This is a genomic window from Veillonellaceae bacterium (assembly GCA_025992895.1).
GTDB lineage: Bacteria > Bacillota > Negativicutes > Veillonellales > Dialisteraceae > Dialister.
Map to the genome: position 1 here is coordinate 1805001 of DAJPGA010000001.1, position 19860 is coordinate 1824860.

The following is a 19860-nucleotide window of genomic DNA, read 5'->3' on the forward strand; positions in this document are numbered from 1 at the left end:
TCTCCTGCATAAAAACGCCAGCGAAGTTTTCTGGTGTCAATTCTCTTGGAATTCTCCCCTTTTTCAGCAGCTTCCAGGAATTCCTGCTTTCCCGCTCCTACTTCCGGTCCTTTATAAAGATACATTCTGGCAAGGACTGCCCAGGAATCGGCATCTCCGGCCTCAGCAGCTTTCTTGTATAATTCTTCTGCCTTTTTAAGCTGCTCAATGTAAATATTCCAAAGTTCCTTATCTTCTTTATTTCTATGTGCCTGTCCGGAAAGACGGGAAACAGAGCGCATGACAGGCATCGCCTGCATGGTGTAGTAGGAAATCAGGTCCTTCCTGCACTCTTCGCTCCCGGCTTCAGCGCCTTTTCTTAAATAATACAGACGCTTTTCCTGATCCCCATCCACATAGGATGTCTCCGCCAGAACACGGTATGCTTCGAGGCATCCAAGCGATCCGGCTTCTTCCAGGTACTCCACGGCGCGCTCTTTCCCTTTTTTGCTTCTTGCTGAGCGGAGCGATGATACCCCCGCATGGAGATAGACCTGTGCGGCCTCTGCTTTTCCTCTTTCAATGCCTCTCCGATATGCTTCCATGTACCAGTATACTGACTGCTTCATATTCCTGTAAACACCCATGCCTAAATCATACAGGTGTCCCAGGCGCATGCACGCCGTCGCTCTTCCATGATCAGCCGCCTGCCGGAAGAGGATAGCAGCCCTCTTGACATTAATTTCCGTACCAAAACCATGAAGGAAAGCAAGTCCTGCTCTTTCCATGCATTCCCCGTCGCCGCGCATGGCGCCCTGCAGATAATATGACAGAGCCTTCTTGTCATCACGAAGGCTCGTAACTGCAAATCTGTCATAGGCCCCTACACTGTAAAGCTGTCCTAATTTGGCATAGGACTGGTACAGATTCCCTTCTGCAGCCGCCATGAACCAGTTGACAGCGATATCCCTGACCTCTTCGGAGCGCAGTGCATCCGGCATCATCAATTTGCCTGCCTTGTAAGCGCCGCGCGGAAGCCCCAGCCGGTAAGCTTCTGCATAATAGCCAAAAGCTGCCTGGATATCCTTCCGTCCCGTGTCACCGTATTCACTGATTTTTCCCAGATAAATACAGCTTTCTGCATGACCGCGGCCGGCCAGCAGCTGGAAAGCCTGCTCTGCCTTCTTATACTCTTTTTCATCAAAAAAGTGGACGCCCAGTTTGTAAAGAAGGCTCACTGCAGCGCGGTCTCCCTGAACGACTGCCTTGGTCAGGTGCTCCAAAGCCTTGTCATATGATCGTATCTTAAGATACTGTTTCCCCAGTCGTAAATCTTCGGTGCTCTTCATTGCTTTCGCTCTCCTTGTGTTGGTTTACTTGCAAGCCAATACCTTGAAACGGCACCACTTTGCAGAATTCTGCTCTTTTTATTTATTGTACCACGGAAAAAGTGCAATTGAATGAAGGTTAGTATTGCAGTCTTTTTCCAAAATGGCCTCGGGCAATAAAAAAAGCTATGATCGGATAATTCCAATCACAGCTTTTCTGGTTTTTATTACTTGGAGTTCTTTTCGATAAACTCTTTGAGCTGCGGATAACCTACTGTGCCGTATCCAATGATGCGGTCCTTCGGCTGTCCGTCATGGAAGTAAATCAGAGTCGGAATGGTTTCCACTTCATAACGTTTTGTGATTTCTTCATCGACATCGCAGTTGAGGCCGTAAATCGGCTGGCTGATTTCTTCGGAAAGTTTTTCAACCATTGGGCGCAGGCGGCGGCAGTATCCGCACCATGGTGCGCTGAAACCGAGAATGACATCGCCCTTTGCGATAACCTGATCAATGTTTTCTGTTCCTGTAATTGGCTGTATCATAATTTTCTCCTTCTTCCCGAAAGGGAACTTACATTTCTATTGTGAGTTCATTATATCTTACATATTGATTTTTGTCAATGTTTAGATACAATGATCTTTTTTGTAACAAAAAAGCGGATCATCACGATCCGCTTTGGTTTTTGGTGGAGATGAGGGGAGTCGAACCCCTGTCCAAAAAGCCTGTCCCATAAATTTCTCCGAGTGCAGTTACTGTTTTAGAGTTTAAGCAAAGTATCGTACAGGAACAAACTGCCTTTGCCGATTCCAGAATTAGTTTTCCGCAGAAGTCCCGGACTTCCTTCATTGGTATCCTATTGGTTGATGTCAGCCTGAGGTCATAGGAAAACGCCAGGGGACATTAGCAGATTAAGCTGCTAAAGCAAAATCACGTTTTGCGTTTAAGTTTTTTCACCGTTTAACGGGGTAGATGAAATCCCGACTCGCTGTTTATGAACCAGAATCTCCTGTCGAAACCGGTACATCCCCAAAAGTTAGGTACTTAGCTATTGTACGAGATAATTCTCCAATTGTCAAAGATTATATTTAATTTCTTCTATTATTTGATGATATCACGGTAAGCGGGTCTTCCGCCCATGCCTTCTGCGGATGCGGCCGCATCAAGCACTGCGAGGCGTACAGCTTCCTCCGCCAGATATCCTACTGTATCGATGGTTGTCTTTACTTCCCCGGACGCCATGGTAAAGAGAGTATCTCCGTCCATGGATGTATGGACAGGGCGGATCGAGCGGGCCAGCCCGTCGTGAGCCATGGTAGAAACCATCCGGCATTCCGTCTTTGTCAGATCTGCATTCGTGATGATGCATCCAATGGAAGTATTTCCACCCATATTTCTTTCATATCCTTCAAGCGTCAGCCTGTGTGAGGAAATAATGGTACGATCATCATCTGCCAGAGCTCCTGCCAGGATCTTATCCTGATCATAGATTTCTCCGCATGCATTGACTGCCATATAGGCGCCTACAGCCAGTCCGTCCGGAAGGATGATTTCAGCATATCCTGCACCGCTTTTCATGGCATGTTCAAATCCGGTAAGTTTTCCGACAGATGCCCCCGTTCCTGCGCCATAACATCCAACGGGGAAATCCGTCCCGGCTGCGGATGCTGCCTTGATTCCCATTTCAAGATCCGGGAATGCATGCGGATCACCTATGGAAAGATCAAAAAGAACTGCTCCGCAGACAATCGGTACAGCCGAATCACCGACCGGAAATCCGATTCCCTGTTCTGCCAGGTATCTCATGACGCCTGAATCGGCTTCAAGGCCGAAGGCTGATCCTCCGGATAATACGACAGCATGAATTTTCTGCACGGTTTTTTCCGGACTCAAAAGGTCTGTTTCCCTTGTTCCCGGAGCGCATCCCCTCACGTCAACGCCGGCAGCGGCGCCATCTTCAGGCGCCAGAAAAACTGTCACGCCCGTAAGGCCTTCCCTGTCTTCTGCTGTACCGATTTTAAATCCCGGAACATGTGTTGTTCTGATATCCATCAAAGCTCCTCCTTTCCAGCAATCTCAAGACAGCGCAGCATATCTTCAGGCACCGGTGCTTCAAAATGCATGGCTTCCCCCGTTACCGGATGATGAAGATCGAGGAAACGGGAATGGAGCGCCTGTCCCTCAATCGGGAACGCATCCTTTTTCCATCCATATAAGGGATCATTCACAACCGGGTGTCCTATGTGCGCCATATGAACACGAATCTGGTGTGTCCTGCCTGTCTCAAGGCGGCATTCAATCCAGGAATAATGAGGCATGAATTCAAGGACACGGAAATGCGTCACTGCAGGTTTCCCGGTCTTTGGCTGCACGTCCCACTTCATGCGGTCCTTTGTGCTTCTGCCAAGAGGGAAACGGATGACGCCTGCATTTCCTTCCATTTGTCCGTGGACGAGCGCCACGTAGATCCTCTGCGCTTCATGCGTGGCAATTTCCTCTTTCAGGACAGGAAATGCCCTGGCAGACTTGGCCACGACCATGACACCGGACGTATCCTTGTCCAGGCGGTGAACAATGCCCGGGCGAAGCGGATCCTCGCATGCTTCAAAAAGTTTCGGCCCGCAATGGTACAAAAGTGCATTGACAAGCGTATGGTCCGGATTGCCTGAACCGGGGTGGATGACCATGCCGCGAGCCTTGTTGATGACCATCATGTCATCATCCTCATATAAAATGTCGATCGGAATATCCTGAGGGATGATTTCCAGTTCTTTCTTCTCTTCCCAGCTAAAGGAAATCTCATCTCCCGTGCGGACATGGTAATTCGGCCGGATCATCTTATCCGGAGAGAGAATGGCGCCGCCTTCTTTGATCCATTTCTGCACTTCTGCGCGGGACAGGCCGGATCTGTCCTTCAAAAAGTTATCAAGCCTCAGTCCATTTTCACTTTCACTTACTGTATATACGTTTTTACCCATTAGTCTTTTCTCCAAAAATATAAAACGATCAAAGCCACGCCTACGCAAATGGCAATATCAGCCACATTGAATATCGGCCATATCCTGAAATCAAAAAAGTCAACGACTCCGCCAATCCTGACACGATCGATGGCATTCCCCAGGGCACCTCCTAAAAGGAGACCGACCCCTGCCGAAAAATAAACCGGTTTGGCAGGTATGCGGCTTCTAAATATGAAGAATGCCACATAGAGTACAACAACAATGCCAAGGAAGAACCATTCCTGATGCGGAAATATGCCAAAGGCGGCTCCCGGATTGATGATGTATGTCAAATGGAAGACATTCCTGATGAGCGGAATGGTCTCTCCCAGTTCCATATTTCCTTGAACGATCAGTTTCACAATCTGATCCAAGACGGCCGTCAGGCCCGCAATAACCAATGTCAGCATAAAACCCTCCTGTTTTGTTTCATTATATCATATGCGGCCCTTCCATATTTTCACAGGCATAATAAAACAGCACCGGATATTTCCGATGCTGTCCCATTTTAAAATGAATCAATAGAATCAATAGTTGACGAATACTTCCACGTCTCTTCTGCCAAAGCTGTAGCATTCCTGGAATGTGTCCATACAGAGGTCGATGCGGTTTCCCACGATGGCTCCGCCTGTATCAGCAGCGACTGCTTCCCCGTAATTAGGAATAAACACCTTGGAACCAAGAGGAATGACGCTTGGATCAACGGCAACGGTGCCATGTCCGGCTTTCGTTCCGGTTGCTGTTATACCATAGCCGTCTCCGTCACTTGGATGATAAGCGCTGGCATGCATGGTTGTCACCCAGCCCACAGCGCCTTCCGGATTTCCCGTTTTAGCCATGCCGGGTGTTCCCCTGCTGATGACGTTTGAACGGATGATGTTCGTTTTGATTACTTTGCCGCCAGAAAGAATTTCTTCTACTTCGACTTCTCTCTTTCCCGGTGTTCCTTCCTGAACAACGACTGTTGCATCAGAAGGAAGGCCGCCGTCGTACCATTTTCTATATGTGACGGGCATCGTTTCCGTACGCTTTACCCTTTTCACTGTATATGGCACAACATGGATCTGCATGCCGCTCTTAACCTTCGTCATGCCGTCTTCCATCGGCATCATCTTCTTCCAGTTATAGCCTGCATCGTCCACTACGCCCTGGACCGTCTGCTGCGTCGTATAAACGACTCTGGATTTGCCATCTTCGATGATGGTTACAGGAACCGCTCTTTCAACAACAACCATAGAACCGTTGCTGACTTCATCTGTACTGGTCCAGTACTTGTCATAAGAATTGAGAGAAACATCAAGATCGCTGAGCACTCTCTTGAAACTGGTAGCATTCGTCGTAATGACTTGTTTTCCTTTTTCATCGTAAACGGTAACGACCTTCGCTTCGTCAGCGTTTCCGAATCCGAAAGCTGCCAGAGCCATATCTGTCTGACTGAAAGCAGCAATCAAAAGGAGAGAACCTGCTATTGTTCTTTTTGCCTTAATGAGTGTTGAAGTTTTCATAAATCTATCTCCTATGGCGTTAATTCTATCATAGGTAGACTTTTTGTCAAATTACGGATAGTTGACAATATTATAAGTTGTGTTTTATATAGATTTTATCTGATTTTATTATGAAATTATCACCAGATAAAAATGTATCTATTTTGGCTAGTATTCTATATAAGATTTTATGTTTTACCAGTATTTACCGCGTATTTTAGCATCCTTTAATTGTCAATTATGTCTATTGCAAAAAGACATTTGAGAAATATTAGAAAAATCCTTACTTAAAATCAGTAGATTTTATCGTATTTTCTTCCCTGTCAGCTGCAATTAGCACCACTAATTGTTAACCACTTCCTTTCCCCTCCTGATTTTCGAGATAGCCCTTTTTTGTCCCATTTTTTAACAAATCGCGATTTTTCTATGTCTATTTTTGGTGCCCAAGTGGGAAATTTTATCAAAAAATTCGATTTTGATATAGTCTCATTCCCAAAATAGAACGTTTTTAAAAATAAAAGTGGAAAATTTAAACTTTTTCCACTCAGAAAGGACATGTCCACATCCCGTGGAAAGCCCATAATTTCACATAAAAATGACCCTGACGATATCCATCAGGGTCACATTTATGAACTTATCTTAAATTTTGCATCAATCCTTGGAAGATCCGAAAACAGGAACGTAAGGTTCCATTTTCTGAGCCAGTGTCATTTCTGCTTCCTGGTCTCTCTCTTCTGCTATTTTCTGGAATTCAGCCTGTGCACCCACTTTGTTTTCCGGTGCCACTTCCTTGATCCACATACCGTCGGACTGCATGATATGCGCCTTCTGGTTATCATTGAGTTCAAGAGTTACCATCTTCTTGAGTCTTTCGCAAAGTTCAGCATCCTTGACCGGAATCATAAGTTCTACGCGGTCATTCAGGTTTCTTGGCATCCAGTCGGCGCTGCCGATATAGAATTCTTCGCGGCCGCCGTTTTCAAACCAGAATACACGGCTGTGTTCGAGGAATCTTCCGACAAGGCTCCTGACCGTAATATTATCGCTGATGCCGGGGATCCCCGGTATCAGGACGCAGATGCCGCGGACAATGAGTTCGATCTTGACGCCTGCTCTGGACGCTTCATAAAGTTTGGCAATGATTTCCTTATCAAGAAGAGAATTCATCTTTGCAACGATTCGTGCATTTTCCCCCTGCAGGGCAAAGGATATTTCACGGTCAATGAGTTCCACGCAGCGTTCTCTGAGATTAATCGGCGCTACGATAAAGGAATCCCAGATCGGCGGATCCGAGTAACCGGACAGCAGGTTGAAGAATGCAGATGCATCGCTTCCGAAGTGATCATTGCAGGTGAAGATGCCAAGGTCCGTATACAGCTTGGCTGTCGATGCATTGTAGTTGCCCGTTGCTACATGGACATAGCGGCGGATGCCGTCTTTTTCGCGGCGGATGACAAGCGTACACTTGGAATGAGTCTTGAGGCCTACAAGGCCGTAAATAACGTGAGCACCTGCTTTTTCAAGACGTCTTGCCATAAGGATGTTGTTGGCTTCATCAAAGCGGGCCTTGACTTCCATGAGGACTGTGACCTGCTTGCCATTCTGCGCTGCTTTTTCAAGCGCCTGGATGATCGGGCTCGATGAGCTGACGCGGTACAGTGTCTGCTTGATAGCCAGCACGTCTTTATCTGCGGCAGCTTCTGCCACGAAATTAACGACAGAATCGTCAAAGGATTCATACGGCAGATGAACCATGAGATCTTTCTGGCGGATCATGTCGAATATATTGGTCTTTCCTTCTTTTTCAAGCTGGATCATCGACCATGGATGATGCGGATGGGCTTCCGGATAGCGGAGATGATCATACCCCTTGATACCGCAGAAGGAGAAGAATACTGTCATGTCCAGAGGGCCGTCAATCTCATACATGTCTTCCTTTTCAAGATTCATTTCAGAAGTCATGAAGCGGCGCATAAAGCGGCTCGTGCCCTTTTCGAACTCGATTCTGACGGCTTCGCCTCTCTGTCTTTTCTTCAGCTGGCGTTCTACTTCGACAACGAGATCCTGTGCATCTTCTTCATCTATATAAAGATCGGCATCGCGGGTAAGTCTGAAAGGTCTTGCTTCCAAAAGGTCATAGCCGATGAAGAAACGTGTCGCATAATAACGGATGACCTGTTCCAGGAAAATGAAATCATGTCTTCCCGGGATGTCCTTATTATCCGGAAGGCGGATAATGCGCGGCAGCACGGAAGGAACAGGAACGATGGCAGTCTTGATATCAATATCATTCTCTTCATCCTGCGTCATGTCCCTTTCATTTCTTTCCAGCAGCATGGCAAGGTTCAGGCTCTTGGATGCAAGGAACGGGAATGGATGGGAAGAGTCGACAGCCATAGGTGTCACTACCGGGAATATCTCGCGTTCGAAATATTCTTCCAGCCATCTTTTCTGTTCAGGAGAAGCTTCATCCGGATGAATGAAGTACAGTCCTTCACTTTCAAGTTCCTGCAGAAGGACTTTCAAATATCTGTACTGGCGGGCAACGAGCTTCTGGCATACGTCAGAAATTCCTTCCAGCTGTTCTTCCGGCGTCATGTTGGCAATATCTCTTCTCTTGACGCCATTTTCCTTCTGGTGCTTCAATCCGGCCACGCGGATCATGAAAAATTCATCCAGGTTCGAACTGGTAATCGCAAGAAATTTTAATTTTTCCAGAAGAGGATTATTCGCATCGACTGCTTCCTGCAGTACTCTTCTGTTGAATTGCAGCCACGACAGCTCCCGGTTCAGATAATACCGGTGGTCTCTAACATCTACGTCCATAGCTACCTCCGTTCAAATTTGGCTTCCATGCCAAACACGTTTTCAAAAAGTTCTTTTTCTTTATCAAAAATCCATGTTTCCAGAGCTGTATCCTCATCGCTCTCATATTCAATAAGAAGCGAATCACCTGTAATCCTTGCCGTGACATCCTTGAGCTTCTGCTTTCTGGACATATCCATGGCACGGACCAGACGGAAAATGGAAATAAGCTTCATGGCTGTCATCTTGGAATCATCCGGAAGCACGCGGAAAGGTTCATCCTCATCCGTCGGCTCGCCTTTATGGTCGTAATAGACAATGCATGCCACAATATCCTTTTCCTTGTCGGAGATGCCGAAGATATCAGTTCCGCGGATAATATTCCATGCCGAGGAAGAGGACCCGAGCAGATTGACATACTTGCCGATCTGGTAAAGGATGATGGCCATCCTCAGCAGGAATTCATCTCTTTCATTGAGGCCGTTGTACCTGTCAAAGGCCCTGATGATTACATAGCTGTAAAGTTCCATAGCCTTGGCATGGGCCGGTTCATAGTAATACGATTCCGCAATCGATCTGGTGAGTTCAAGATTCTGCGCTCTCATGTACAGAAGCGCCGGATCCTTCACCTTCTGCGCGCCGTAGAACATGCAGCAAGCCTGAAGGAATGTCATGCCCATCATGACAGCATTTGTAGCGGGAATATTATCTAATATTTCCTTATATATATGAACTGTCGGACTGATGACTGCCGCTGTGGATTCGCTGATGTGATTTTTCTGCATCAGCATGGAAGTGGAGAGCCTTCCCGACTCTTCATAATATTTGTAGAAGGTTTCCGGCTTCACTTCCGCAATGCTCTGGCTGTCCAGCTCAAGATTCAGCTGCTTTCCTACGATTCTTGCTTCGCGGCCGGAGAAAATGACTGTATCGATCTGATGATTTCTGACAAACATCCAGAGTGGTTCCATGATTGCATGGATGTATTCCCCGAGTGCTTCCGGGAAATATCTGGAATCCCTCTGATTCGTCTTGAACGTTTCCAGAAGGCGGAGCGTACCGATGTGGACATTGTGCTGGAAGCAGAGTGAACCGTGTTCCCATACAGTAAGGCCTACGCAGCCTGAAGTAATATCCACAAACAGGAAATTCCTTCCCAGGCGCCCCTCCTGTTCCTTGTTGAATCTTCTTAATAAGTACTGCAGTGCGAAATGCTTGAAATATATTTCCTGCGGCATGTCGACAACCTGCACATTAAAACCCGTATTGACCCGGATCAGGTCAAGAATGGATCTGGCATTCTCCGCTTCGCGGATGACTGCAGTCGCATAAACTGCATACACCTTCACCTGATAATCCGATAAAAGCTGTTTCAAACCATTCAGCATACGGCATAATTTGCGTATTGAATCAAAAGAAAGCTTCCTGTGATTGAAGACTTCTTCACCGAAACTGGTGTCCTTGCGGACTGATTCAATGATGCGCATTTCATCCATGCTGGCATATTCCACAATTTTCATCGATACGTTTGATGATCCAATGTGGATGATCCCGTAAACCAGCGGCTTTCGATCTGCCATAGAGATCCCCCGTTCCTTTAAATTAACTGACGTCAGCAGTACACATACAGCCTACACCATGCATGTAAAACATACGTAAAAATATCCATTTTTCTGAGATATAAAGCATTTTTATCACTTTCTGCCCTTCTGCAGATTCTTCATGAAAAAAATGCCTATGCTGCTTCTTATACTATAAACAAATAATTTGCATGCGTTTTAAGAAGGCAGGTGCAAAACATTTTGTTCAGATACTTCCCTGCATCAATTTACAATGCATTAAATTATTTATAATATATTATTTATTATTATATCCATTCCATAGCCAACTGTCGATGTGCGCACCACCTTATTTTTCTATGAATTTCGCATCTTTCTGGAATCCATTCCTTTTTATTTATCAAGAAAGTATAAAATCCCCGTCTCCCTTCATGATAAATGGTCATCCCATGCCTCCTGTGATTCTTTTGTAAAAATCTTGTATATGGCAAGGCGCATTCTTTGATTCAAGGCATATCTGTTGTAAAATAAATAAGAATGCAAGAAGTACGCGGCATGTATTCAGCCGCTTCGCTATAAAAGGAGATTTCATGGACCGTATAGCTATTATTGATCTGGGTTCCAACTCGATCCGCTTCATTGTCATGCAGATCGGAGAGCAGGGATCCTACAAACTCATTTATCAGGAAAAGAAATCCATCCGCCTTGCGGAAGGCATGACACAGGAGACGCGTCTCCTGACGGAAGAAGCACAGGAGCGTGCACTGAAATGCCTGACTGTATATGCGCATATTATTGAAGTCCAGAAGGTAAAGAAAGTGCTGGCTGTCGCCACTGCTGCAGTAAGGAATGCTGTAAACGGAGCTTCCTTCCTGAAGCGTGTCCGCATGACTACAGGCATTTCCATGACGATCATCAGCGGGCGCGCAGAAGCCGCCCTCGGTTTTTCCGGCGTCATCCACACGATCGACCGCAAGGATTTCCTTCTCTTCGATCTGGGCGGAGCCAGCGTGGAAATTTCTCTTGTAAAAAACAAAAAGCGCCTTCACTCCGTCAGCATTCCCTACGGTGCTGTTACATTAACAGAGATGTTCCAGTCTTCCGGGACGGTCTCCCAATCGAAGCTCACTGAAATGAGAAAATTCATTCAGTCTAAGCTCGATAAGATTACCTGGTTCCCTGAAACGCCTCTTCTTGTCATAGGAGTCGGAGGAACTGTCAGAAACCTTGCAAAAGTTCACCAGAGAAGCACAGGCTATCCGCTTCCAAAACTGCATAATTACAATCTGCCTTCCGAAGATCTCTTTGAAATGGTAAAAGATATTACCTCCAAGACCTTCGAAGAGCGCCAGCACATCAGCGGCCTTTCTTCCGAACGCGCTGACATCATCATTGCAGGCGCCCTGACCGTTCAGGAAATCATCAGGAAAGCCAAGTCATCTTATCTTACGATATCCGGATGCGGCCTTCGTGAAGGGCTCTTCTTCCACTACTATGATCCGATTTATGACAAGGACGGGGATAAGCGCCAGCACATGCTGATCAATTCCATCAAGAATTATCTCCATACGGTTACCGGGGAATACGCATTCCATTCCCGTTATGTCACTGCCCTTGCCCTTTCCATGTTCGATCAGTGGAAGCATGTCCACGGACTCAGCTCCCGTATGCGTACGCTCCTGATGGCTGCAGGTTTCCTTCATGATTCAGGCTCCATGATCAACTATTACAACCATGCGCGCCACAGCGCATACATCGCGGCCAATGCACACATTTTCGGCTGGTCCCAGAAGGAACAGGTCATGTGCTCTCTCCTCTGTGCTTTCCACCACGGATTCTCAGGGAAATATATAAGGAATAATGATGCTTCGAAAATCCTTTCTGAAGAGGAAATGCTCGACGTCAGAAAAGCAGCCCTCTTCCTGGCACTTGCCGAGGGACTCGATGAAAGCCAGGAACAGTGCATTACTCAGGTCATCTGCACATCTGCCAAGGATGCCATGGATCTTCGTATTTACACAAGCAGGAACAATTTCGACGTACCGGCTCATGCAACAGGCCATCTTCTCCGCGAATTTGAAAAGGTTTTCCGCGTTCCCCTCCGTGTACAGTGGTTCCCTGGAAGCAGGAATGCCAATAAGCTTGTCCAGACTGCGAGAAAACTGTAATTTTTACATTCCGGATGAATTATGGTATACTTAGCAAATATAGAAATTTATTTATTTGAGGTGAACAATGAGCCAGAGAGATGATTTAGACAAGCTCAACCAGCTTGGAAATAAAAACACGAAGTATTCCTATGACTATGATCCCAGCCTTCTCGAGAAGATTGAGAACAAGCATCAGGACAACGATTATTTCATCAAATTCAACTGTCCTGAATTTACGAGCCTCTGCCCGAAGACAGGCCAGCCGGATTTCGCTACGATTTACATTTCCTATATTCCTGATAAATACATGGTGGAAAGCAAATCACTGAAGCTCTATCTTTTCAGCTACAGAAACCATGGCGACTTCCACGAAGACTGTGTCAATCAGATCATGATCGACCTGATCCGTCTGCTTCGCCCGCGTTATATCGAGGTATGGGGCAAGTTCCTGCCAAGAGGCGGCCTCTCCATCGATCCATTCTGCAACTATGGAATTCCGGGGACGGAATGGAAGGACTTTGCACGTTACCGCCTGCTGCACCACGATTTGAATCCGGAACGCATCGACAACCGTTAAAAAGACAAAAAAGGCATCCCGACGGGATGCTTTTTTTGTTTATGATCATTTATGCGCCGAGTTTCAGCCTTGCATATATTACGCCGGCAGTAATGAGAACGATGAGGATTATCATAAGATAGTCTGTTCCTTTGGGAGCTACACTTTCCATGAAGGTTCTGTTCGATCCGCCAAATCCGCGAAGTTCCAGCGAAAGCGCCATGGTCTCGCTTCTTCCCAGGGATCGGAGCATCAAAGGACGGACAATGGACATGTATCTTTTAATCTGCTTGAAGAAATTGCCTTTGACAGAGATCCCGCGGCATGCCTGCGCTTCTGCAACGGCCCTGTTCTCATCCACAAAGTCAGGAATAAAACGAAGTCCGGCAGTAAACATGAAAGCATATTCATAAGGCACCTTCATCTGCTGCACCATGGCTGCTGTCAGATCCTGCAGGCGGACAGTGCCAAGAAGATAAATAAAGATGATTGTCATGCCCAGCATTCTCAAGGCAGCTACGACGGATTCCACATTGGAACCGCCGCCGATTTTCTCAATGAGCCCGAGAAATGCGGCAAATACAGTAAGCATAACGAGAGCTTTGACGCTTCTGAAAAGTTCTCCTGAGACAAGAAGAATCAGGATCTCAAAAAGACAGAGAAGAAGAAGGCTTTCAGGCTTCTGGAGAACGATCGCCCAGACGGCTGTTCCCAGCGTCAGTATTATTTTCGTCAGCGGAACAAGATTTCTCATAAAACTCCCTCTCCTTTCAAAGCGATAAATGTCCTGCAGAAGCTGTCCATATCACGGCAGTAAGGTGCGCCTGGCAGTTCCCTTCCCAATAGGACTGATGCCGGATAAAGAAGTCCCCAGTCCTCCGGACGGTTCTTCGCAGAGAACAGTTCTTCCGGCCTGCCGTCAAAGGCGACTTTATGGGATGCAATAACGATGACTCTCGTGCAGTCGCGGGCTACAATATCCATATCATGCGTGACAAGGATGATCGTAATTCCTCTCTGCTGCAGGCTCTCCATCAGACGCATCAGCATTTTCTTTTCATGCCCGTCCTGCCCGCTTGTCGGTTCATCAAGAATCAGATACTCAGTATCCATGGCCAGGGCAGATGCGATGGCGACACGCTGCTGATCGCCGCGGGAAAGGGTCCTTGGATATGCTTCCGCAAGATCTGTCGTATCCGTTTCCATCATGGCCTTTTCAACCATGCGGTCGAGTTCTTCGCCGCGTTTCCCCTGATGATACGGTCCCAATGCAATTTCCTCGCGGACAGTCGGCATGAACATCTGTCTGTCCGGCTGCTGGAATACATAACCGATGAAGCGGCTTCTTTCTGATGCCTCTTCCTTTGTTATGTCCTTTCCTTCGTAAAGCACTCGTCCTTCTGTCGGCTTTTCAAGCCCGGTCAGAAGGCGGGTGATTGTCGTCTTGCCGCTTCCGTTCCTGCCCGTAATGGCAATGAATTCACCTTTCCCGAATTTCAGGGATGTGTCTGAAAGAACGACCGGCATATTCTTCGCATATCTGAATGTTACATGATCAAATTCAAGCATTGTCCCGGCCTCCCTCAAATGAATGAATGACAGATTCCTTGGCTGCCTCTACATTCAGGAAAGAATTCTTGAATGTGAAGCCATGTTCTTCCAGTTCGAGCTGTGCTCTGTACATGTCCGGAATCGCCTCTTCATAGACATGGCTCTTTCTCATGAAACGCATAACTTTTTCCGGATCTCCGGAGCTGATGATTTCGCCCTGATCCATCAGAACGAACTCTGTTGCATAAGGAAGAGCCGCTTCGAGATGATGCTCGGCAACAATAACGGTCAAGCCTTCTTTCTGGTTCAGTTCTCCGACCATTTCATAGAACTCACGGATACCTTCCGGATCCAAGGCCGATGTCGGTTCGTCGAATACAAGAACCTGCGGTTCTTCTGCAAGGACAGCTGCTGCCACGAGTCTCTGGCACTGTCCGCCAGAAAGTGTGGCTACCTTTCTGTCTTCAAGTCCTGTCAGATGAACTTTTGCCAGGGCCTCCTCTGAACGGCGGCGGATTTCTTCAGGCGGGAAACCGTGGTTTTCCAGCGTAAATGCCATTTCCTCCCCGACAGTCAAAGTAACGATCTGCGCTTTGTAATCGGCAAGAATGACGCCGATGGAAGAAGCAAGGTCGGCAATCGTGTGCTGTGTGACGGCCTTGCCGTCTGTATAAACCATCCCCTGCATCGTTCCGCCGTAGTAATGAGGAATGGCACCTGCCATGGACATGAGAAGTGTCGTCTTCCCTGCTCCGTTAGGTCCTGTAACTACGATGAAATCTCCCTTCTGCACTGTCATGGATACATCCTTCAGTGCCGGCTCCTTGGAAAAAGGATATGTGTAAGTCAGATGCTCTACACTGATGACGCCTTCATTTTCCTGCTTCAGGATTATTTTGCTGTGATCGCTGTCTTCTACATCCGATTCCGCCATATAGTGCATCGTCTTGAAAAGGCGGAGCGCCGGGAAATAAAGGAATGGTGTAATGATTCCGTTGCCTACGCCGACCAGAAGCACCATCGGAAGCATGCCGTATACATATACGCTCATGGGGAGCCCCATGACTACTGTCAGAATCGAGACGAAGACGAAGCCCGAAACCAGTGTCGTCACAAAGCCTGCAAGTGCCGGGCGAAGTGAAAACTTTCCAATGCGGATTGGAGGCACAGAATGGGCAAAGAATCCTGCCACATAAGCGCCAAAGAATTCAGAAGCAAAATCTCCGTATGGGAAAGCGGATTTACTGGTAAATACCTCCATCAGAGCCGCCACCATACAGATACCCAGACATTTTTTGTAATCCGGTTTCGTCAGAAGAATCGCAACGACATAGGTCGCAATCATCCAGTTTGGCGTAAAGCCGGCTACAGATGGGGAAACCAGGTGCAGCAGCATACCGATTGCCAGCATCAGCGTAGAGATCGTCAGCCAGCGGAAACGTCCCCCTCTCGCCTTCGTAAAGACAAGCTTGGATACATCCTTCATCGCTTCCATAATATTTTCTCCCTCCGCTGTAATCAATAAAAAAACCTTTCTTCCAATTGCCGAAACGGCAAAGGGACGAAAGGAAATAATTCCGCGGTACCACCCTTGTTGGCCAAAAGACCCAACTCAGTGCATATGCATCTTCTGTAACGGAGAAATCCGGCGGCGCCTACCCCAATCATGGCTCAGACCGCACCTCACAGGCCCATTCGTATGACTTCGCGTACCGGACTTGCACTCGACGCCGGCTCCCTGAAACGATTCCATCATAGTACTCTTCCTGATCACAGGTTCTTTCTATTAAACGAATTATAGCATTCACAATTCGCACTGTCAAAGAAATTTTCTAAACGCTTTGTGACAGAAATCAGCAATTCGACTCTTTCCATAAAAAAGGCCCTGCTTCAGCAGAAACCTTTCTTTTCATTATTTGATTTCATGAATTTTTGACGGATCGAATCTGTCGTGCGCTTTGGGCTCTCTTGCGGGATATCCATAGGCAAAAATAGCAAACGGACGGACTGAGTCGGGAAGATTCAGGATTTCCCTCGCCGCATCCATCCTGTCTTTGAACGGGGAGACGCCAAGCCATACGCCGCCCAAGCCTACATCTCCCGCTGCCAGCCACATATTCCCCATCGCAAGGCTCACATCGTAATCGGAGACCTGCGGCCATTCGCACTCATTCCGGACGGCAGCTGCAATCGCTATGGGTGCTCTTGCGGCAGGCCCTGCATAAGGGCTGATCTTGGAGAGTTTTTCCAGGATATCCCGGTTCGTGATGACGTAGAATTCCCATGGCTGCTGATTGCCTGCTGACGGTGCCTGCATGGCAGCTTTCAGGAGATACTCTGTTTTCTCTGCCTCAACTGGCTGATTCAGATAACGCCTGACACTGGTCCTTTTAAAAATCTGATCCATTTTTTACCCCTTTTATAAAAATTTATTCAAGACACAGAGCTTGTAATTCCTAATTTTGTATTAATTATAGCAAACTATGGTTTTTACGACAAATACTTCGTTTCTATTCATTATGTCTTGCGCTTTTCTCAACTTCTAAATCAATAATTAAATGAAGCAAAAATTTCAATAAAAATAATATCACGCAGTATAAAAATTACCAATTTTACTTTTATATTTTCTTGTGTTCTAATTAAGTTAGAAGAGGGGAAATACGGCATAGTCCGCAGTGTGAGTCAAATCATTTTCATTATATTTTGTAAGAGTAGGTGATTAATATGGAATTCAAAAAAATCCTTGTTCCGGTTGATGGTTCTGATCCATCCATGAACGCATTCCATTGTGCACTGGATCTGGCAAAAGCACACAAGACAGAAATGATTCTGCTCTACGTCATCGATGCCAATGAAATGTTCTATGCAACCAATCAGGTCATGCTGTCCGGCGAATTCTTCGAAACCATGAAGGGTGTAGGCACCAAACTGATCGAAAAGCTGGAGAGCGAGCTTCCTGAAGATGTTCCCCACAAGTCCATCTGTGTCGTAGGCATACCTGGTGAAACAGCATCGGATATTGCCAAGTCAGAAGAAGTAGACCTCATCGTCATGGGCAACAGCGGCAAAGGCGCATTCAATGCTTTCGTCACCGGCAGTGTCAGCCAGTACGTTATCCACCACGTAGAATGCCCGGTTCTGATTGTCAAGTAATAAGAGTTTACAAAAGAATCCGCATGTTTCTTCCTGAGAAGTGAATTATCGTGCATGCGGTCTGTCTTTTCCCTGATTTGAATTCATAAGGAGAATGATCAAAATGGAATTCAAAAAAATTCTTGTTCCGGTCGATGGCTCGGAAGCCGCCGGAAACGCTCTGCACTATGCTGTAAACATGGCAAGAAATCATGGTTCTTCCATTACCCTGATCAGCGTTGTTGATGCCAATGATCTTCTGAGAGAAACCAATGACGTCATGCTGACCGACGAATTCATGGAAACCCTCAAAGCCGAAGGCAAGGAAATCGTTGCCCAGGCTGCCAAGGACATTCCGGAAGAGATTCCCCATGATGAAGTCACCGTCCTGGGCACACCAGGCTATCTCATTGCCAAACACGCTGAAGAAGAAGGCGTAGACCTTATTGTTATGGGCAACAGCGGCAAAGGCGCATTTTCTTCCTTTGTTACCGGCAGTGTCAGCCAGTATGTCATTCACTACGTAAAATGCCCTGTACTGATTGTTAAATAAATAATGAGCCCGGATATCCATCTTCCGGGCTCATTTTGTATTTCGAAGGATATAAAATTAATTCATTTTACTTTTCCAGCCGATTGTGCTGTAATAAAGACAGGAAGGTTGGTATTTCTATTCATTTTCATTATCCGGAGGGTGTGATCATTATGGAAATCAAGACAATTCTTATCCCGGTCGATGGCTCTGAACCTGCCGAGAATGCATTCCGTTACGGCGTAGGGCTGGCAGAAGAGAATGGAGCCACTATCGTTCTTCTCCACGTTCTGGATGCCAATGAAACATACTATGCAACAAACCGTGTGATGCTGGCTGGCGGTATGCTCGACGAAAGAAAAGAAACCGCACAGAGAGTCATGGATCAGATGAAATCTCAGGTTCCGGAAGGAATCACCTGCAAAACAGTCATTGCAGCCGGCGTTCCTGGTGAAACAGCGTGCCGCACTGCAAAAGAAGAAAATGCTGATTTGATTGTAGTAGGCAACAGCGGCAAGGGCGCCATTTCCTCCTTCGTTATGGGAAGCGTCAGCCGTTACATCATTCATCATGTACACTGCCCTGTCCTTGTCGTCAAATAAACAGAATTCTCAAAGACCGCTTTTGCGGTCTTTTTTTATTCCTCTCCCCCTGTTTTTCTTCTGCACTTCATTGAAATACCTATGCACCACTATAAAAATAAACAATTTTACTTTTTGATATCTATATGTTGTAATTAAGATAAGAGCGGTGTTTCCAAAATCCTTTTGGATTTATTAATTTAATCAAGACAAGAAGGTGTCCCCCCATGGAAACAAAAAAAATTCTAGTTCCAGTCGACGGATCAGAACCTGCAAACCGTGCCTTCCACATTGCACTCGATCTGGCTGCCAAAGACAAAGCAGAAGTCACGCTTATTGATGTCGTCGATGTCAATGACATGCTCTATGCAACAAGCAAGGTCATGATCTCCCCTGAGTTCTATACGACCATCAAGAGAAAAGGGAAAGAACTCATTACGGAACTGGAAAAGGAAATTCCTGAATCCATCCCCCACTCCACTGAAATTCATGTCGGTCTTCCGGGCCAGATGATTGCCAGTGTCGCAAAAGAAGGTCATTTTGATCTGATCATCATGGGCAACAGCGGCAAGGGAGCTCTTGATGCTTTCGTCACAGGAAGCGTCAGCCAGTATGTCATTCATCATGCCAACTGCCCGGTCATGATTGTTAAATAAGGAAGCGAGATAGAATCCATGGAAATGAAGAAAATCCTTGTCCCGATCGACGGGTCCGAACCATCAAAAAATGCATTCAAGCTGGCTCTTGCGCTGGCTTCAAAAATGGACAGCGAAGTCATCCTTCTCAATGTTGCTGATGTCAATGAAATGACATATCCGGTCGAACAATTTGATATCCTGACCGATTCTTATTTCGGCAAGAAGGATATGCCTGCCGGCGAGTACAAAGATTACCGTGCAGACGTATTCAAGGCAGCCAACGAAAAAGGCAATGAATTGACAAGGGAACTCGTTGAACAGATCCCGGAGGGTATTACCTATACTGTTACAACGAAGATCGGCACCCCAGGCCCGACCATTGTCAGAGCTGTCAAGGAACTGGAAGCTGACATGGTCGTCATGGGAAACAGCGGCAAAGGTGCCCTTTCCTCCTTCGTCACCGGCAGCGTCAGCCAGTACGTCATGCATCATGTAGAATGCCCGGTAACAATTGTTAAATAATCACCCAGTAAAAAAGACTGCGAACACGAATGTGTTCACAGTCT

Annotated in this window: 19 protein-coding genes, 1 other RNA gene and 1 other annotated feature (1 of these 21 cut by a window edge); of the genes, 7 read left to right on the forward strand and 13 right to left on the reverse strand. The window is 46.6% G+C overall.

Annotated features, from left to right (window positions below; genetic code table 11):
• The 9 genes from OIM03_07850 to OIM03_07890 form a co-directional block, all read right to left on the reverse strand.
• Positions 1-1328: the 5' portion of a sel1 repeat family protein gene (locus OIM03_07850; protein HJI74181.1), read on the reverse strand. 187 nt of this gene lie to the left of the window's left edge; the window shows 1328 of its 1515 coding nt (coding positions 1-1328); its start codon is at positions 1326-1328; its stop codon lies beyond the left edge, outside the window.
• Between the two features lie 206 nt (positions 1329-1534).
• The gene (locus OIM03_07855) at positions 1535-1852 is read right to left on the reverse strand and encodes a thioredoxin family protein (GenBank protein HJI74182.1); all 318 of its coding nucleotides are present in this window, start codon (positions 1850-1852) and stop codon (positions 1535-1537) included.
• A gap of 141 nt (positions 1853-1993) precedes the next feature.
• Positions 1994-2338: a transfer-messenger RNA gene (gene ssrA / locus OIM03_07860) on the reverse strand.
• Between the two features lie 70 nt (positions 2339-2408).
• A complete protein-coding gene (locus OIM03_07865; GenBank protein HJI74183.1) occupies positions 2409-3359 on the reverse strand; it encodes a P1 family peptidase in 951 nt (316 codons plus the stop codon).
• Complete coding sequence (locus OIM03_07870; protein ID HJI74184.1) at positions 3359-4285, reverse strand: RluA family pseudouridine synthase; 927 nt, start codon at positions 4283-4285, stop codon at positions 3359-3361. The genes OIM03_07865 and OIM03_07870 overlap by 1 nt, the downstream gene beginning before the upstream one ends.
• Positions 4285-4716, reverse strand: coding sequence for a signal peptidase II (gene lspA, locus OIM03_07875; protein ID HJI74185.1), 432 nt, complete (start codon positions 4714-4716; stop codon positions 4285-4287). Before lspA ends, OIM03_07870 begins: the two co-directional genes overlap by 1 nt.
• A 117-nt stretch (positions 4717-4833) precedes the next feature.
• The gene (locus tag OIM03_07880) at positions 4834-5811 is read right to left on the reverse strand and encodes a 3D domain-containing protein (protein ID HJI74186.1); all 978 of its coding nucleotides are present in this window, start codon (positions 5809-5811) and stop codon (positions 4834-4836) included.
• A 630-nt stretch (positions 5812-6441) separates the two neighbouring features.
• A complete protein-coding gene (ppk1, locus tag OIM03_07885; GenBank protein ID HJI74187.1) occupies positions 6442-8616 on the reverse strand; it encodes a polyphosphate kinase 1 in 2175 nt (724 codons plus the stop codon).
• 2 nt (positions 8617-8618) lie between these two features.
• Positions 8619-10175 (reverse strand): exopolyphosphatase, encoded by a 1557-nt coding sequence (locus OIM03_07890; GenBank protein HJI74188.1) that lies wholly within the window; start codon positions 10173-10175, stop codon positions 8619-8621.
• A gap of 569 nt (positions 10176-10744) precedes the next feature.
• On the opposite strand from OIM03_07890, the gene OIM03_07895 reads away from it, so the two are divergent.
• Both OIM03_07895 and queF read left to right on the forward strand, forming a co-directional pair.
• Positions 10745-12322: a Ppx/GppA family phosphatase gene (locus OIM03_07895; GenBank protein HJI74189.1), complete on the forward strand. Its 1578-nt coding sequence runs from the start codon at positions 10745-10747 to the stop codon at positions 12320-12322.
• A 67-nt stretch (positions 12323-12389) separates the two neighbouring features.
• A complete protein-coding gene (gene queF / locus OIM03_07900) occupies positions 12390-12881 on the forward strand; it encodes a preQ(1) synthase (protein ID HJI74190.1) in 492 nt (163 codons plus the stop codon).
• Between the two features lie 49 nt (positions 12882-12930).
• On the opposite strand, the gene OIM03_07905 is transcribed toward queF, so the two are convergent.
• From OIM03_07905 to OIM03_07920, 4 genes are all read right to left on the reverse strand, one after another.
• Positions 12931-13614, reverse strand: a complete 684-nt coding sequence (locus tag OIM03_07905; protein HJI74191.1) for an energy-coupling factor transporter transmembrane protein EcfT — start codon at positions 13612-13614, stop codon at positions 12931-12933.
• A complete protein-coding gene (locus tag OIM03_07910; protein HJI74192.1) occupies positions 13611-14429 on the reverse strand; it encodes an energy-coupling factor ABC transporter ATP-binding protein in 819 nt (272 codons plus the stop codon). The genes OIM03_07905 and OIM03_07910 overlap by 4 nt, the downstream gene beginning before the upstream one ends.
• A complete protein-coding gene (locus OIM03_07915) occupies positions 14422-15906 on the reverse strand; it encodes an ATP-binding cassette domain-containing protein (GenBank protein HJI74193.1) in 1485 nt (494 codons plus the stop codon). Before OIM03_07915 ends, OIM03_07910 begins: the two co-directional genes overlap by 8 nt.
• A 59-nt stretch (positions 15907-15965) precedes the next feature.
• Positions 15966-16194 (reverse strand) — a binding site (T-box leader).
• 129 nt (positions 16195-16323) lie between these two features.
• The gene (locus OIM03_07920) at positions 16324-16818 is read right to left on the reverse strand and encodes a nitroreductase family protein (GenBank protein ID HJI74194.1); all 495 of its coding nucleotides are present in this window, start codon (positions 16816-16818) and stop codon (positions 16324-16326) included.
• A 317-nt stretch (positions 16819-17135) separates the two neighbouring features.
• Here OIM03_07920 and OIM03_07925 point away from each other — a divergent pair, with 317 nt between their 5' ends.
• The 5 genes from OIM03_07925 (at position 17136) to OIM03_07945 (ending at position 19816) form a co-directional block, all read left to right on the forward strand.
• Positions 17136-17564 carry a universal stress protein gene (locus OIM03_07925; protein ID HJI74195.1) on the forward strand — a complete coding sequence of 143 codons (429 nt, stop codon included), beginning with the start codon at positions 17136-17138 and terminating at the stop codon, positions 17562-17564.
• Between the two features lie 103 nt (positions 17565-17667).
• Positions 17668-18096, forward strand: a complete 429-nt coding sequence (locus OIM03_07930; GenBank protein ID HJI74196.1) for a universal stress protein — start codon at positions 17668-17670, stop codon at positions 18094-18096.
• 152 nt (positions 18097-18248) lie between these two features.
• Positions 18249-18677 carry a universal stress protein gene (locus OIM03_07935; protein HJI74197.1) on the forward strand — a complete coding sequence of 143 codons (429 nt, stop codon included), beginning with the start codon at positions 18249-18251 and terminating at the stop codon, positions 18675-18677.
• Between the two features lie 206 nt (positions 18678-18883).
• Positions 18884-19312, forward strand: a complete 429-nt coding sequence (locus OIM03_07940; GenBank protein HJI74198.1) for a universal stress protein — start codon at positions 18884-18886, stop codon at positions 19310-19312.
• Positions 19313-19330: 18 nt separating this feature from the next.
• Positions 19331-19816 (forward strand): universal stress protein, encoded by a 486-nt coding sequence (locus OIM03_07945; protein ID HJI74199.1) that lies wholly within the window; start codon positions 19331-19333, stop codon positions 19814-19816.
• The last annotated feature ends 44 nt before the right edge of the window (positions 19817-19860 follow it).

Bases quoted from the DNA above. Each gene is read 5' to 3' on its own strand.
- OIM03_07940 (HJI74198.1), top strand. From the start codon at position 18,884: ATGGAAACAAAAAAAATTCTAGTTCCAGTCGACGGATCAGAACCTGCA.
- lspA (HJI74185.1), bottom strand. From the start codon at position 4,716: ATGCTGACATTGGTTATTGCGGGCCTGACGGCCGTCTTGGATCAGATT.
- OIM03_07935 (HJI74197.1), top strand. From the start codon at position 18,249: ATGGAAATCAAGACAATTCTTATCCCGGTCGATGGCTCTGAACCTGCC.
- OIM03_07890 (HJI74188.1), bottom strand. From the start codon at position 10,175: ATGGCAGATCGAAAGCCGCTGGTTTACGGGATCATCCACATTGGATCA.
- OIM03_07865 (HJI74183.1), bottom strand. From the start codon at position 3,359: ATGGATATCAGAACAACACATGTTCCGGGATTTAAAATCGGTACAGCA.
- OIM03_07905 (HJI74191.1), bottom strand. From the start codon at position 13,614: ATGAGAAATCTTGTTCCGCTGACGAAAATAATACTGACGCTGGGAACA.
- OIM03_07910 (HJI74192.1), bottom strand. From the start codon at position 14,429: ATGCTTGAATTTGATCATGTAACATTCAGATATGCGAAGAATATGCCG.
- OIM03_07920 (HJI74194.1), bottom strand. From the start codon at position 16,818: ATGGATCAGATTTTTAAAAGGACCAGTGTCAGGCGTTATCTGAATCAG.
- OIM03_07915 (HJI74193.1), bottom strand. From the start codon at position 15,906: ATGGAAGCGATGAAGGATGTATCCAAGCTTGTCTTTACGAAGGCGAGA.
- OIM03_07895 (HJI74189.1), top strand. From the start codon at position 10,745: ATGGACCGTATAGCTATTATTGATCTGGGTTCCAACTCGATCCGCTTC.
- OIM03_07880 (HJI74186.1), bottom strand. From the start codon at position 5,811: ATGAAAACTTCAACACTCATTAAGGCAAAAAGAACAATAGCAGGTTCT.
- OIM03_07945 (HJI74199.1), top strand. From the start codon at position 19,331: ATGGAAATGAAGAAAATCCTTGTCCCGATCGACGGGTCCGAACCATCA.
- OIM03_07930 (HJI74196.1), top strand. From the start codon at position 17,668: ATGGAATTCAAAAAAATTCTTGTTCCGGTCGATGGCTCGGAAGCCGCC.
- OIM03_07925 (HJI74195.1), top strand. From the start codon at position 17,136: ATGGAATTCAAAAAAATCCTTGTTCCGGTTGATGGTTCTGATCCATCC.
- ppk1 (HJI74187.1), bottom strand. From the start codon at position 8,616: ATGGACGTAGATGTTAGAGACCACCGGTATTATCTGAACCGGGAGCTG.
- OIM03_07855 (HJI74182.1), bottom strand. From the start codon at position 1,852: ATGATACAGCCAATTACAGGAACAGAAAACATTGATCAGGTTATCGCA.
- queF (HJI74190.1), top strand. From the start codon at position 12,390: ATGAGCCAGAGAGATGATTTAGACAAGCTCAACCAGCTTGGAAATAAA.
- OIM03_07870 (HJI74184.1), bottom strand. From the start codon at position 4,285: ATGGGTAAAAACGTATATACAGTAAGTGAAAGTGAAAATGGACTGAGG.